Annotated in this window: 15 protein-coding genes; 4 read left to right on the top strand and 11 right to left on the bottom strand. The window is 71.8% G+C overall.

From position 1 onward, the window contains the following. Window positions 1-132, top strand: a 132-nt coding sequence (locus FHP06_RS12320; protein WP_147687071.1) for an integrase core domain-containing protein, incomplete at its 5' end; no start/stop codon positions are given. On the opposite strand, the gene tsaB is transcribed toward FHP06_RS12320, so the two are convergent. From tsaB to glmS, 7 genes are read right to left on the bottom strand one after another with little or no spacing between them, the layout of a single operon-like run. Next, complete coding sequence (gene tsaB / locus FHP06_RS12315) at window positions 129-821, bottom strand: tRNA (adenosine(37)-N6)-threonylcarbamoyltransferase complex dimerization subunit type 1 TsaB (RefSeq protein ID WP_147687070.1); 693 nt, start codon at window positions 819-821, stop codon at window positions 129-131. The genes FHP06_RS12320 and tsaB overlap by 4 nt on opposite strands. After that, window positions 821-1,807 carry a tRNA (adenosine(37)-N6)-threonylcarbamoyltransferase complex ATPase subunit type 1 TsaE gene (gene tsaE, locus FHP06_RS12310; RefSeq protein WP_147687069.1) on the bottom strand — a complete coding sequence of 329 codons (987 nt, stop codon included), beginning with the start codon at window positions 1,805-1,807 and terminating at the stop codon, window positions 821-823. Before tsaE ends, tsaB begins: the two co-directional genes overlap by 1 nt. Further along, complete coding sequence (locus FHP06_RS12305; protein WP_147687068.1) at window positions 1,804-2,784, bottom strand: alpha/beta fold hydrolase; 981 nt, start codon at window positions 2,782-2,784, stop codon at window positions 1,804-1,806. The genes tsaE and FHP06_RS12305 overlap by 4 nt, the downstream gene beginning before the upstream one ends. Window positions 2,785-2,786: 2 nt before the next feature. Beyond that, entirely contained in the window at window positions 2,787-3,905 is a 1,119-nt protein-coding gene (gene alr / locus FHP06_RS12300) for an alanine racemase (RefSeq protein WP_147687067.1), read from the bottom strand. Then, window positions 3,902-5,305 carry an NAD(P)H-hydrate epimerase gene (locus FHP06_RS12295; protein ID WP_147687066.1) on the bottom strand — a complete coding sequence of 468 codons (1,404 nt, stop codon included), beginning with the start codon at window positions 5,303-5,305 and terminating at the stop codon, window positions 3,902-3,904. The genes alr and FHP06_RS12295 overlap by 4 nt, the downstream gene beginning before the upstream one ends. A gap of 1 nt (window position 5,306) precedes the next feature. Next, complete coding sequence (locus FHP06_RS12290) at window positions 5,307-5,660, bottom strand: holo-ACP synthase (protein ID WP_147687065.1); 354 nt, start codon at window positions 5,658-5,660, stop codon at window positions 5,307-5,309. Beyond that, complete coding sequence (gene glmS, locus FHP06_RS12285; protein ID WP_147687064.1) at window positions 5,660-7,504, bottom strand: glutamine--fructose-6-phosphate transaminase (isomerizing); 1,845 nt, start codon at window positions 7,502-7,504, stop codon at window positions 5,660-5,662. Before glmS ends, FHP06_RS12290 begins: the two co-directional genes overlap by 1 nt. Window positions 7,505-7,559: 55 nt before the next feature. Between glmS and coaA the strand changes: the two genes are divergently transcribed. From coaA to FHP06_RS12270, 3 genes are all read left to right on the top strand, one after another. After that, window positions 7,560-8,501, top strand: a complete 942-nt coding sequence (coaA, locus tag FHP06_RS12280; RefSeq protein WP_407921296.1) for a type I pantothenate kinase — start codon at window positions 7,560-7,562, stop codon at window positions 8,499-8,501. 86 nt (window positions 8,502-8,587) lie between these two features. Then, window positions 8,588-9,511, top strand: coding sequence for an ABC transporter ATP-binding protein (locus FHP06_RS12275; protein ID WP_147687062.1), 924 nt, complete (start codon window positions 8,588-8,590; stop codon window positions 9,509-9,511). Continuing rightward, window positions 9,508-10,293, top strand: a complete 786-nt coding sequence (locus FHP06_RS12270; protein WP_147687061.1) for an ABC-2 transporter permease — start codon at window positions 9,508-9,510, stop codon at window positions 10,291-10,293. The genes FHP06_RS12275 and FHP06_RS12270 overlap by 4 nt, the downstream gene beginning before the upstream one ends. Here FHP06_RS12270 and FHP06_RS12265 read toward each other — a convergent pair whose 3' ends face one another. The 4 genes from FHP06_RS12265 to rplM form a co-directional block, all read right to left on the bottom strand. Beyond that, entirely contained in the window at window positions 10,294-11,262 is a 969-nt protein-coding gene (locus tag FHP06_RS12265) for a GNAT family N-acetyltransferase (protein WP_147687060.1), read from the bottom strand. A gap of 95 nt (window positions 11,263-11,357) precedes the next feature. Next, on the bottom strand, window positions 11,358-12,704 hold the full coding sequence (gene glmM / locus FHP06_RS12260) for a phosphoglucosamine mutase (RefSeq protein WP_147687059.1): 1,347 nt from the start codon (window positions 12,702-12,704) through the stop codon (window positions 11,358-11,360). Between the two features lie 29 nt (window positions 12,705-12,733). Further along, a complete protein-coding gene (gene rpsI / locus FHP06_RS12255; RefSeq protein ID WP_407921295.1) occupies window positions 12,734-13,258 on the bottom strand; it encodes a 30S ribosomal protein S9 in 525 nt (174 codons plus the stop codon). After that, window positions 13,255-13,698: a 50S ribosomal protein L13 gene (gene rplM / locus FHP06_RS12250; protein WP_147687095.1), complete on the bottom strand. Its 444-nt coding sequence runs from the start codon at window positions 13,696-13,698 to the stop codon at window positions 13,255-13,257. The genes rpsI and rplM overlap by 4 nt, the downstream gene beginning before the upstream one ends. Between the last annotated feature and the right edge of the window lie 33 nt (window positions 13,699-13,731).

Below are 13,731 nucleotides of genomic sequence, written 5' to 3'. Positions count from 1 at the left end.
CTCTCAGACGCCGCCCGCGCAGCCACCTACGCCACCTGGCTCCATCACTACAATCACCATCGACCCCACACCGGCATCGATGGCCTCACCCCCGCAGACCGCGTCCACAACGTGACGGGGAACTACAACTAGGCCTGCTTGACGCCGGACGCCGGCGTGGCGTCCGGCCGGCGCAGGTAGAGGGGCTCCAGCGGGAGCTCCTCCACCGCGTTCTCGACCACCGCACGTGCCAGCGCCGACGCCGACGGGTCGAGCGGGCCGTCCGTCGCGCTGAGGGCGTCCGGGTAGAGCGTCGCTCCGCGGCCGAAGACGGGCAGGTCGGGGTGCAGCTCGGCGAGGTCGGCCGGGTAGGTGACGTGCGGACCGTCGAGCCGCTCGGCGCGACCGCCCTCGACACGGTGGTGCGCCCAGTAGACCTCCTTGCGGCGGGCGTCGGTGGCCACGACGACCTCCCTGTGCTCGTTCGCCGCCCACGGCCCGGCACCCCCGCCGGGCGCGCCGGCCGCCTGCGCGATCTCGGCGGCCAGGATGTCGAGCGTGCAGACGCCGTGCGTCGTGATCCCGAGCGTCGACCCCATGGTCAGCGCCGTGACCACGCCGACGCGCAGGCCGGTGAACGGACCCGGGCCGACGCCGACGGCGACGTCGGTGAGGTCGCGGGCCGCTGCTCCCGCCTCGTCGAGCACCGAGCGGATGGCCGGAGCGAGCAGCTCACCGTGCGCCATCGTACCCTCGCCACCGGCGACCGCGACGACGTCGGAGCCGTCGTGCAGCGCGACGGTGATCGCGGGCGTGGCGGTGTCGAAGGCGAGCAGCAGCACTACGCCCCCTGACCGAGCAGCGTCGAGCGGAGCGGGACGCCGACCCAGCGCGGGCCGTTGGGCTTGATCGTCACGACGCGCGGCTCCGCGTCGTCACCGACCTCGTCCTCGCCCGCGGGCGTGCCGAGCGGGTCGATCGGGCGGGCGCCGCGCACCTCGATGGTGACCGAGAGCCAGCTGTCGCTGAGCTGCTCCGCCACACCGGTCCCCCACTCCACGACGGTGACGGCCTCCTCGGTGGATGCGTCGAGGTCGATGTCGTCGACCTCCTCGACGCTGCCGAGGCGGTACGCGTCGACGTGCACGAGTGGCGGTCCGTCGTTGAGCGACGGGTGGGTGCGGGCCAGCACGAACGTCGGCGACGTGATGGGCCCGCGGACGTCGAGGCCCGCACCGAGACCTTGGGTGAACGTGGTCTTCCCGGCGCCCAGGTCACCTGCCAGCACGAGGAGGTCGCCCGCGCGCACCAGCGTTGAGACCCGCGCCGCGAGCTCCTGCATGGCCTCCGGCGTGGGCACCTCGCGGGCCAGCCACAGGGTCTTGCCGAGCTCGAGGAACGCCCCTTCCCGCCGGAGCGGGTAGTAGCGGCGCCGGGTCCAGAACCGCACGGTGTCGGGCAGCTCCTCGCGCACCCGCAGCCAGATGCCGTCCTTGCCGCGCTCCTCGGCGGTGTCCTCCGCGACGCCGACCATGGCCGACGCGACGCCACGCGCCTGCAGGTCCGGGTCGACCGCCACGCGGCGCAGGCCGAGCAGTCCGGGGCGGGACTCGTCGAACAGCAACGCGCCCATGGGCTGGCCGCGGCGCTCGACGAGGAGACCGCCCGGGCCGGCGAGCGTCGCCGCCACCGACTCGACCGACTCGTCCAGCGCGTCCGACGGCGGGTCGAGCTCCGGCCGCGCGCCGAACGAGCGCTGGATGATGTCGACGATCGCCGGGGCGTGCTCCGGGCCGGCGTTGATGACGTCGAGCGCGATGGAGCTCACGGCGCCACCTTCTCGACCATCTCCTGGATGATCTCGGTGACCCGGACGTGCTCCTCGAACATGACCATGTGCCCCGTGCGCTCGAGGATCACCAGGTTCGAGCCCTCGACGCCCGCCGCGATCCGGCGCGAGTGGCTCAGCGGCGTGATGGCGTCGTGCGTGCCGCAGACCACCACCGTCGGGACGGTGGACAGGACCTTGAACGCGTCGCGCAGGTCGAGCGACGCGAGCATCGGGTGGAAGTCGGTGAGGATGCGCGTGGGTGTGCGGGAGATCATCTCGTTGGTCATGTCGGCGTACTTCGCGGGAGCGTCGGGCCCGACCGCCCACCGCCGCACCACCGAGTAGCTGTTGAAGGCACGGCCCCAGGTGACGGCGGGCGCCAGCGCCCGGGACACCCCGACCAGCCGGCGCAGCGACGGGCTGGACACGAACAGCTTGCCGGTGCTCGTGGCGAGCAGCACCACCCCGACGATGGGGTCGCCGAACAGGTCCGGGTGGTGCGCGGCCAGCGACATCGTGGTCATGCCGCCCAGGGAGTGGCCGACCACCAGGACCGGTCCGGACGTGCACTGCTGGATCACCGCACGCAGGTCGTTCGCCAGGTTCTCCGTCGTGCTCCCCGCGCGGTTCGAGGCCCCGGACCTCCCGTGCGACCGCTGGTCCATGAAGACCATGCGCACGCTGCCCCGGAGAGCGAGCCGCTGGTAGTGCCAGGCGTCGATCGAGCAGAGGATGCCGTGGACAAACACGACGGTGATCGGGCTGTCGGCATCGTCGATCTCGACGTTGATGCGGCTCCCGTCGGCAGAGATCACCGAGCGGGTAGGCGAGTGCACGGAGCCGAACTCGACGTCCTCCCCGCGCTTGAGCCGGCGCCTCTTCGCCTGCTGGTCGCTGAGCACCTTCGTGGCGACACCGGCGGCGACGAAGGCTCCGGCGGTCGCTGCGAGTCGCGTCGACGCACGCCGGGCCATGGCTAACGAGCTCCTCGGTAGGTGCGGACGGTGCGGCCGCCGATGCGGGTGACGACCTCGTACGTGATGGTATCGGCGGCGTCCGCCCAGTCCTGGGCGGAGGGCTCCCCGTCGTCGCCCGGACCGAACAGCGTGACGACGTCGCCGCGCTCGGCCGGCAGGTCGCCGAGGTCGACGACGATCTGGTCCATGCAGACGATCCCGACCTGCGGCACCCGCTGACCCGCGAACGCGGCCTCCGCGCGGTTGGACGCCACGCGTGGCACCCCCTCGGCGTAGCCGAGCGGCACCAGGCCGAGCGTGGTCTCGCGGTCGGTGGTGAACGTGTGGCCGTAGGAGACGCTCGTGCCGGCGGGGACGCGCTTCACCGCGGCGAGCCGGCCGCGCAACGTCATCACCGGCCGGAGCGGGACGTCGACGGTCATCGTCTTCGCGGGTGCGAGTCCGTAGGAGGAGATGCCCACACGGACGAGGTCGAGGTGGGCGCTCGGCCGGGCGATCGTGCCGGCGGAGTTGCAGAGGTGGCGGAGACCCGGCTCGAGGCCCGCAGCCGTCACCACGTCGAGCGCGTCGGCGAAGGCCTTCTCCTGGGCGTCGTTGGCCGGGTGGTCCGGCTCGTCGGCGCAGGCGAAGTGCGACCAGACGCCGGTGAGCTCGATGCGGCCGGCGGCCTGGGCCCGGCCCGCGGCCTCGACCAGCCGCGGCCACTCGTCGCCGAACGCCCCGTTGCGGGACAGTCCGGTGTCGACCTTCAGCTGCAGGGGGACCCGCGACGGCGCGGCGGCCAGGATCTCCTCGAGCTGCGCCACGGACGACGCGGTGACCTGCACGCCCGCCTGGATCACCGCGGCGAAGTCGGCGCCGGGCGATGCGAGCCAGCACAGCAGCGGGCCCTCGTCCCCGGACGAGCGGAGTCGCAGCGCCTCGTCGGGCGTGGCGACGCCGAGCCATGACGCTCCGGCCTCACGCGCCGCCCGGGCGCACTCGGCCATGCCGTGCCCGTAGCCGTCCGCCTTGACCACGGCCATCAGCGCGGCGTCGGGCGCGCACTCAGCGAGGGCGGCGAGGTTGTCGCGGTATGCGTCGAGGTCGACGACCGCCTCGGCCTGCGGCGCGCTCACAGCCGTCCCCCCAGGAACTCCGCGGTGGCGACGGGGAGTGCGGCGGCGACGTCCGTGGCGGTGAGCGGACCGTCCGGGTTCGCGACGTCCGCCGCGGCACCGTGCAGGAACGCCGCCAGCGACCCGGCGTCGTGCGGGTGGAGGCCGGACGCCATGAGCGACCCGGCGAAGCCGGCGAGCACGTCGCCGGCGCCCGCGGTACCCAGCCACGACGAGCCGGTGAGGTTCACGCGGGTGACGCGGCTCTGCGTGACCACCAGCGTGCGCCGGCCCTTGAGCAGGACGGTGGCGCCCCAGCGGAAGGCGGCCTGGGTGGCGTGGCCGAGCGGGTCGGACTCGACGTCGTCACGGTCGACGCCGAGCATCGCCGCGAGCTCGCCGGCGTGCGGCGTCAGGAGGGCGGGGACGAGGAACGTGGTGGGCAGGTGCTCCAGCGCACTGGCGTCGACGACCACCGGGAGGTCGTCCTCGAGCGCGCTCGCGAGCTGCTCGCCGGCGTCGTCGCCACCGCCCGGCCCGACGACCCAGGCCTGCACGCGGCCGCGGCCCGCCACGACCTCCGGGGCCCGGTCGACGACGCGCGCGCTCAGGGCGTCGGAGCCGACGAAGCGCACCATGCCCGCGGTGCCGGCCTGGGCGCCGGCGACGCAGAGGTGCGCCGCGCCGGCGTACTGCTCGGATCCGGCCATGACGCCCACGACGCCGCGCTTGTACTTGTGCGCCCGCGGGTCGTCGAGCCACTCCAGCGCCGGGGCGAGCAGGTGACCGTCGGACGGCTCGATCGCCTCGAGCAGCGGCTCGCCGAGGTGCGGCCCGAGCCCGATGTCGACGAGGTGGACGTCGCCGGCCGCCGGCGCGGACGGGTCGGCCAGCAGCGCGGCCTTGTGGGTGCCGAAGGTGACCGTGGCGTCCGCCCGGACGTGCGTCCCTGGGGTGGTGGCGCCGTCGACGTCGACCCCGGACGGCACGTCCACCGCGACCGTGAACGGCCGCTGCTCGGCGATCCAGGCCGCCCAGTCGGCCGCCTTGCCCTCGAGTCCGGGCCGCGCGCCGATGCCGAGCACGGCGTCGAGGCACCACCGCTGCTGCGTGGGCGCCGCGACGACCTGGGCGCCGGCGGCCGTGGCCGCCGCGAGTCCTTCCGCGTGCACCTTCTGCTCGTCGAACAGGCACAGGTCGACGCGCACCCCGCGATCGAGAAGGTGCGTCGCGGCGAACAGCGCATCTCCCCCGTTGTTGCCCGGGCCGATCAGCGCGATCACGAGGTCACCGGTCGGGACGTCGGCGAGCGCCTCCGCGAGGCCGCGCGCCGCGCGCTGCATCAGCACCCCGTCCGGCAGCGTGGCGGCCAGGGTCTCCTCGGCCGCGCGGATGTCGGCGACGGAGTGCGCGGTCAACATGTCAGGTCTCCGCCACCACGAACGCCGTGGCGACGCTGGTGTCGTGGGAGATGGACAGGTGCACGGCGGCGATCTCGAGCTCCTTGGTCCGCGCCTCGGCCGCGCCGTGCAGCAGGAACGACGGCGCGCCGGCGGCATCGGTGACGACCTCGATGTCGCGCCAGGCCATCCCGGCGGGCGCCCGGAGCGCCTTCACGAAGGCCTCCTTGGCCGCGAACCGGCCGGCCATCGACTCGACCGACAGCTCGGCCTCGGCGTCGGTGAACAGCCGCGAGCGCAGGTCGGGTGTGCGCTCGAGGCTGGCCTCGAACCTCGCGAGGTCGACGACGTCGACGCCGACTCCCCAGATCGCCACTACTCGACCGTGACCGACTTGGCGAGGTTCCGCGGCTGGTCGACGTCGTGGCCCAGCTGGTCGGCCAGCTCGCAGGCGAACACCTGGAGCGGCACGGCGGCGACGAGCGGCTGCAGCAGCGTCGGGACCTTGGGCATCCGGATCAGGTGGTCGGCGTACGGCACGACGTCCTCGTCGCCGTCCTCCGCGAGCACGATCGTGCGGGCACCGCGGGCCCGGATCTCCTGGATGTTGCTGACGATCTTCTCCTGCAGCTGGTCGCGCGCCTTGGGCGGCACGACGACGAACACCGGCACGCCCTCCTCGATGACGGCGATGGGCCCGTGCTTCAGCTCGCCGGCCGCGAAGCCCTCGGCGTGGATGTACGCGAGCTCCTTCAGCTTGAGCGCGCCCTCGAGTGCCACAGGGAAGCCGACGTGGCGGCCGAGGAACAGCACCGACTTGGACCCGACGAGGTCCTGGGCGAGCTTGCGCACCTGGTCGGCGTCGTCGAGCATCCGCTGGATGCCGGCCGGGATCTTCTCCAGCTCGTGGACGATGTCGGCGATCTCGTCGCCGTACTTGGTGCCCTTCACCTGCGCGAGGTACAGCCCCAGCAGGTAGCAGGCGACGATCTGCGACAGGAAGCCCTTGGTGGACGCGACCGCGATCTCCGGGCCGGCGTGTGTGTAGAGGACGGCGTCGGACTCGCGCGGGATGGTGGAGCCGTTGGTGTTGCAGATGGACAGCACCCTGGCCCGCTGCTGGCGCGCGTACCGGATGGCCATCAGGGTGTCCATGGTCTCGCCGGACTGGCTGATCGACACCACGAGCGTGGAGCGGTCGAGGATCGGGTCGCGGTAGCGGAACTCCGACGCGAGCTCGACCTCGCACGGGATGCGGGTCCAGTGCTCGATCGCGTACTTCGCGACGAGTCCGGCGTACGACGCGGTGCCGCACGCGACGATGATGATCTTGTCGACGTCGCGCAGCTCGTCGTCGCTCAGGCGCATCTCGTCGAGCTGGAGCTGGCCGTCGACGGTGTGCCGGCCGAGCAGGGTGTCGGCGACGGCCTGAGGCTGCTCGGCGATCTCCTTGAGCATGAACCAGTCGTAGCCGCCCTTCTCGGCGGCCGACACGTCCCAGTCGACGTGGTAGTCGGTGGTCTCGACCGGCCGGCCGTCGAAGTCGGTGACCACGATGTCGTCAGTGGTGATGGTGACGACCTGGTCCTGGCCGAGCTCGATCGCCTCCCGGGTGAACTCGATGAACGCCGCGACGTCGGAGCCGAGGAAGTTCTCGCCGTCGCCGCGGCCGACCACCAGGGGCGAGTTGCGGCGAGCGCCCACGACCGTGCCGGGCTGCGTCGCGTCCGCGAAGACGAGGGTGAAGGCGCCCTGGAGTCGCCGGCACACCGCGCACACGGCCTCGGACAGGTCGGGAACGGTCTGGAGCTCGCGGTGCAGCAGGTGTGCGACGACCTCGGTGTCGGTCTCGGACACCATCTCGTAGCCGTCCCGCTCGAGCTCGGAGCGGAGCTCGGCGAAGTTCTCGATGATGCCGTTGTGGATGACCGCGATCCGGCCGTCGGCGTCGGTGTGCGGGTGCGCGTTGACGTCGTTGGGGGCGCCGTGGGTGGCCCACCGGGTGTGGCCGATGCCCGTGGTGGAGGCCGGGAGCGCCGTCTCGTCGAGGACCGCCTCGAGATTCGAGAGCTTGCCGGCCTTCTTCGCGACCGCCATGTGGCCGTCAGCCGCCACGGCCACTCCGGTGGAGTCGTAGCCGCGGTACTCCAGGCGGCGCAGACCCCCTATCAGGACGTCGACCGCCGGACGATGACCCACGTACCCGACGATTCCGCACATGGGATGAAGCCTACCGAGTGGAGCACCACCCGATCCCTACCGGCAAGATGGACTGGTGAGCCGTGACCAGGGCCCCTACGTCGAGCTCGAGCGCTCGGCGTGGGCCGACCTCGCCGACGACGTCCCGCAGCCGCTGTCGGTCGAGCAGATCGAGCAGCTGCGTGGCCTCGGCGACGAGCTGGATCCCGTGGAGGTCCGCGAGGTCTACCTCCCGCTCACCGAGCTGATCAGTCTGCGCATCCGCACGGCCACCGAGCTCTGGCGGGCCACCGAGGCGTTCCTGCGCCAGCCGCAGCCCGAGCGCACCCCGTTCGTCATCGGCATCGCCGGGTCGGTCGCCGTCGGCAAGTCCACCACCGCCCGCCTCCTGCGTGAGCTCCTGGCGCAGTCGCCCGACCACCCCCGCGTCCAGCTCGTCACCACCGACGGGTTCCTGCTCCCGAACGCGGAGCTCGAGGCGCGCGGCCTGCTCGAGCGGAAGGGCTTCCCCGAGTCCTACGACCGCAAGGCGCTGCTGCGGTTCATCATCGACGTGAAGTCCGGCGTCGAGAAGGTACAGGCCCCGGTGTACTCGCACCTCACCTACGACCGCACCGACGAGGTCGTCACCCTCGACGACCCCGACATCGTCATCGTCGAGGGCCTGAACGTCCTCGCCCCGGCCGGCACCCGCGGCGACGGCAGCCCGGGCGCGGCCGTCAGCGACTACTTCGACTTCGGAATCTACGTCGACGCGTCGAGCAAGGACATCCGCCGCTGGTACGTGGAGCGGTTCCTCAAGCTCCGCAAGACCGCGTTCGCCGACCCGGCGTCGTACTTCCACCGGTACAGCACGCTCACCGACGACGAGGCCGAGACCCGCGCCGGCGAGCTGTGGGACACGATCAACTGGCCCAACCTCCGCGAGAACATCCAGACCACCCGCGGCCGAGCCGACCTCGTCCTGCGCAAGGGACCCGACCACTCGGTGAAGTGGGTCCGCTTCCGCAAGATGTGACCTAGGGGTCATCAGGGTCCGACCGGGGGTCGGTTCAGGGGTCTGCCCGAAGCGGTGGAGAGCCGTATGACGGGAGGCTCTGAGCCATGATCACCATCGATTCCCTCACCAAGAGGTACGGCGGGTTCACCGCCCTGGACGACGTGACGTTCACCGCCCAGCCCGGGCGCGTCACCGGCTTCCTGGGGCCGAACGGCGCCGGGAAGTCCACCACCATGCGCGTCATGGTCGGGCTCACCGAGCCGACCGCCGGCAGCGCCACGATCCTCGGCCGGCGCTTCGCCGACCTGCCGAACCCCGGCCGCGAGGTCGGCGTCCTGCTCGACGCCTCCGCCCAGCACGCCGGGCGCACCGGCCGGGAGATCCTGACCATCGCCCAGAAGACCATGCGGCTCCCGGCGACGGCCGTCGAGGACATGCTCGACCTCGTCAGCCTCACCGAGGCCGAGTCGTCGCGCCGGGTGAAGAACTACTCCCTCGGCATGCGACAGCGTCTCGGCATCGCCACGGCCCTGATCGGCCGTCCGGAGGTGCTCATCCTCGACGAGCCCGCCAACGGCCTCGACCCGGCCGGCATCCGTTGGATGCGCGACCTGCTGCGCGGGTTCGCCGACGACGGCGGCACCGTGCTGCTGTCCTCGCACCTGCTGCACGAGATCGAGGTCATCGCCGACGACATCGTCGTCATCGGCAACGGCCGGATCGTCGCCGGCGGCACGAAGGACGAGATCCTCAGCTCCAGCGGCACCCTGGTCCGCGCCGACGACCTCGACGGGCTCGCCCTCGCGGTCACCGCGGCCGGGCTCGCCGTCACGTCGTCGAGCTCGGACGGCGTCATCGTCGACGCCGACGCGGCCTCCGTCGGACGCGCCGCGTTCGACGCCGGCATCGCCGTCACCGAGCTCCGCGGCGCCGACGGCTCCGGGCTCGAGGAGATGTTCCTGCAGCTGACCGCGGACAGTCAGCGCGACCACCTGACCGACAGTGCCATGGAAGGAAGTGCCGCATGAGCACGCTCACCGTCCCCCGTCCCACCACCATCGCGCCCATCCCGACGAGCAGCCTGCTCGGCGTCGAGGCGCGGAAGATGTTCGACACCCGGTCCGGGTTCTGGCTGATGGCCAGCATCGGCATCGCCGCCGTGCTCGCCACGGCCGCGACGATCATCTTCGCGCCGGACGACGAGCTGACGTACAACTCGTTCGCCGCCGCGGTCGGGTTCCCGATGACCGTCATCCTGCCGATGATCGCGGCCCTGGCCGTGAGCAGCGAGTGGAGCCAGCGCAGCGCACTGACCACGTTCACGCTCGTGCCCAGCCGGACGCGCGTCCTCGGGGCCAAGGCGGCCGTCACCGTGATGATCGGCGTCGCCGGCATGGTCGTCGCCATGGCGATCGGCGCCCTCGGCAACGTCATCGGCTCGTCGATCGCCGGCGTCGACCTCACCTGGGACATCACCGTGAGTCAGTTCCTGCAGATCGTCCTGGCCAACCAGATCGGCATGGCGATGGGCTTCATGCTCGGCCTGCTGTTCCGCAGCTCGCCGGGCGCGATCGTCGGGTACTTCGTCTACGCGCTGGTCCTGCCGGGTGCCTCCGGTGCCCTCGCGTCCGCCCAGCAGTGGTGGAACGACAACGGCGCCTGGTTCGACCACAACTGGGCCGTCACCCGCCTCTACGACAACACCCTGACCGGTGAGATGTGGGCTCAGATCGGCGTCACGACGGTCATCTGGCTGGTCCTGCCGTTCCTCCTCGCGTGGCGCCTGATGCTCCGCTCCGAGGTGAAGTGATCAGAGATCCCGGACGAGCTCGGCCGACCAGGACGCCTGCCGGAACCCGAGCTTCTCGTTCACGGCGATCATGTGCACGTTGCTCGCCGCGTTGTAGGTGTGGATGCGCCGCCGGCCTTCGAGGAGGTCGGCGGCCTCCTGCATCGTGAAGACCTTCAGCGCCAGGCCGAGGCCGTGCCCGCGGTGCTCCGGGAGCACGAGGGTGTCCCACTGATAGACGTTCTCGGAGTCGAGCGAGAACACCAGCTGGGTGTGGCCCACCAGCGTCCCGTCCGCCGCCTGGGCGACGGAGACCTGTGGGACGCGCTGCTGCGCCTCCCACATCTCCTCCTCGCGGCGCACCCGGCCGACGTCCCAGAACTCGTTCTCGAGCGGGGCGTCGCCGCTCGGTGCCTCCTGGACCATCAGCCCACGGACGTCGGCGTACCCCTGGGCCCACTCGTCCGGGCAGCGGCCGCGCCAGCCGTGCAGCGTGTAGCCCTCGGACAGCCGCAGCCGCGGGAGGTCGGCCGGGAGGTCGAGCACGCGGTGGGCGTCGAGCAGGTCGAGCCGGTACCCGCGTGCGTCGGCGAACGCCTTCGCGACGGGCTCGTCCTCGTCCATCAGCCACGACGCCTCGGTGAACATCGTCGACCGCCCGGCCTCCCGCGCGAGGTCCTCCAGCGCGGCGAGCAGGACTGACCCGTGGCCCCGGCGGCGGTGCTCCGGCGCCACGAACACGTCGAAGAACACGAACGCGAGGTTGTCGCGCAACGGCATCTGCGCCCACCCGCCGCCGACGGGCGTGCCGCCGTCGTCCCGCGCCAGCAGCGCCACCATCGTCTTGTAGTCGTCGGACCGCAGCCCGACCCGCTTCTCCAGCGCGGTGTACGGCTGGTCGATGTCCCGGTCGTGCGCCCGCAGGTAGACGTCGTGGAGCGCCGCGAACACCGCGTCGTCCGCCGGGTCCACCCGCTCGATCGAGGTCATCCGGAGATCCTAGGTCCTCGAGATGTGGCCGCTCATCCACCGAATTCTGCGGCGACGTGGACGAGATGAGTGGACAACCCGCCACATCTCGGAGATCAGAGGGCCAGCGTGGTGCGGACGACGCCGGCGAGGTGCTCGGCGACCTCCGAGGCCTGCTCGTGCGTCTGGGCCTCGACCATCACGCGGACGACGGGCTCGGTGCCGGACTGGCGCAGGAGCACGCGGCCCGACGAGCCGAGGCGGGCCTCGGCGAGGGCGACCTCGCCCTGCAGGACCGGGTCGGTGTCGGCGCGGGTCTTGTCGACGTCGGGGACGTTCACGAGCACCTGGGGCAGGCGGGTCATCACCGACGCCAGCTCGGCGAGCGAGCGGCCCGACGAGACCATGCGGGCGGCCACGTGGATCGCGGTGAGCACGCCGTCGCCGGTGGTGGCGTGGTCGCTCATGATGACGTGGCCGGACTGCTCGCCGCCCAGGGAGAAGTCGCCGGCGCGCATGGCCTCCAGCACGTAGCGGTCGCCCACGGTGGTCTGCACGACGGTGATGCCGGACTGCTCCATGGCCTGGACGAACCCGAGGTTGCTCATCACCGTGGCGACGACCGTGTCGTCGCGCAGGCGGCCGGCGTCGCGCGCCGCGACGGCCAGCACCGCGAGGATGTGATCGCCGTCGACGACCTCGCCGGCCGCGTCGACCGCGAGGCAGCGGTCGGCGTCGCCGTCGAAGGCGAAGCCGGCGTCGGCGCCGAACTCCACGACCGCCTTCTGCAGGTCCTCCAGGTGCGTGGAGCCGCAGTTGAGGTTGATGTTGAGGCCGTCGGGCTCGGCGTGGATGGTGACGACCGTGGCGCCCAGGCGCCGGAACGCGTCGGGTGCGACCTGGTAGGCGGCGCCGTTGGCGCAGTCGAGCACGACGCGGAGCCCGTCGAGCGGCACCGGAGAGGTCTCGACGATGTGCTTGATGTACGTGCCGACGCCGGCGTGGCTGTCGCCGACGCGACCGACCTCGGCGCCGGTGGGCCGGTCCCACGGCTCCTCGAGCCGGTTCTCGATCGCGTCCTCGATGTCGTCGTCGAGCTTGAGCCCGCCCCGCGCCAGGAACTTGATGCCGTTGTCGGGCATCGGGTTGTGGCTGGCGGAGATCATCACGCCCATGTCGGCGGACAGCTCGGCCGTCAGGTACGCCGCACCGGGCGTGGGGATGACGCCGAGCAGGTGGACGTCGACGCCGGCCGACGCAAGGCCCGCCACGACGGCGGCCTCGAGGAACTCGCCGGACGCGCGCGGATCACGCGCCACGACCGCTGTGGGGCGCTGGTCGGCGAACGCGCCGGCCTCGCCGAGCACGTGGGCAGCGGCGACCGACAGGTCGAGCGCGAGCTCGGCCGTGAGATCGCGGTTGGCGAGGCCACGGACCCCGTCGGTGCCGAAGATGCGACCCACGGTGGATCAGCCTGCTCGGACCGTGACCGTCAGCGCTTGCTGTACTGCGGCGCCTTGCGGGCCTTCTTGAGACCGGCCTTCTTGCGCTCCTTGATGCGCGCGTCGCGCGTGAGCAGCCCGGCCTTCTTCAGCAGCGGTCGGTTGACCTCTTCGTCGATCGCGTTGAGCGCGCGGGCCACGCCGAGGCGCAGGGCGCCGGCCTGGCCGGTCATGCCGCCACCCGTGACCCGGGCGATGACGTCGAAACGACCGTCGAGACCGGTCTCGGTGAGGGCTTCCTTGGCGATCTGCTGGTGCAGCTTGTTGGGGAGGTACTCCTCCAGCGGCTTGCCGTTGACGGTCCACTCACCCGTGCCCGGCTTGATGCGGACGCGCGCGATGGCCTCCTTGCGGCGGCCGGTGGCGGCACCGTCGGCGATGGTGGCCGGGCGGTCGGTGACGACGGCGGACGACGTGGTCTCCGACGTGTAGGCGACGCCCTCGGCGTTCGTCTCGAACTCGGTCTCGGCGGTCTCGTTCTCGGCCACGGTGGTCTCTTCTCCGGTCTGCGTCACTGGGAGATCTGCGTGATCTCGAACGGCTGGGGCTTCTGGGCGGCGTGCGGGTGCTCGGAACCGGCGTAGACCTTCAGCTTCTTGATCATCTGACGGCCGAGGCGGTTCTTCGGCAGCATGCCGCGGACGGACTTCTCGACGGCCTTGCGGGCGTCCTTCTCGAGGAGGTCGCCGTAGGCGATCGACTTCAGTCCACCCGGGTAGCCGCTGTGGCGGTGGGCAAGCTTGTCGGTGCGCTTCTGGCCCGACAGCGCCACCTTCTCGGCGTTCACGATGATGACGAAGTCGCCACCGTCGACGTGAGGGGCGTAGGTCGGCTTGTGCTTGCCGCGCAGCAGCGTCGCAGCCTGGACGGCCAGACGGCCGAGGACGACGTCTTCGGCGTCGATGACGTGCCACTGACGGGTGATGTCAGCAGGCTTCGGGCTGTACGTGCGCACGGCGTGACCTTCTCGTGTCGAAAGTGGGTTGTC

It is taken from the genome of Aeromicrobium terrae, assembly GCF_008039565.1.
Classification (GTDB): domain Bacteria; phylum Actinomycetota; class Actinomycetes; order Propionibacteriales; family Nocardioidaceae; genus Aeromicrobium; species Aeromicrobium terrae.
The sequence above is the reverse complement of the archived record's forward strand: the minus strand, read 5'-3'. Positions and strand labels throughout refer to the sequence as shown.

Excerpts from the sequence above, each read along its gene's own strand:
- FHP06_RS12265 (WP_147687060.1), bottom strand. The coding sequence starts at position 11,262 with ATGACCTCGATCGAGCGGGTGGACCCGGCGGACGACGCGGTGTTCGCG.
- FHP06_RS12305 (WP_147687068.1), bottom strand. The coding sequence starts at position 2,784 with ATGGCCCGGCGTGCGTCGACGCGACTCGCAGCGACCGCCGGAGCCTTC.
- FHP06_RS12295 (WP_147687066.1), bottom strand. The coding sequence starts at position 5,305 with ATGTTGACCGCGCACTCCGTCGCCGACATCCGCGCGGCCGAGGAGACC.
- FHP06_RS12270 (WP_147687061.1), top strand. The coding sequence starts at position 9,508 with ATGAGCACGCTCACCGTCCCCCGTCCCACCACCATCGCGCCCATCCCG.
- FHP06_RS12275 (WP_147687062.1), top strand. The coding sequence starts at position 8,588 with ATGATCACCATCGATTCCCTCACCAAGAGGTACGGCGGGTTCACCGCC.
- glmS (WP_147687064.1), bottom strand. The coding sequence starts at position 7,504 with ATGTGCGGAATCGTCGGGTACGTGGGTCATCGTCCGGCGGTCGACGTC.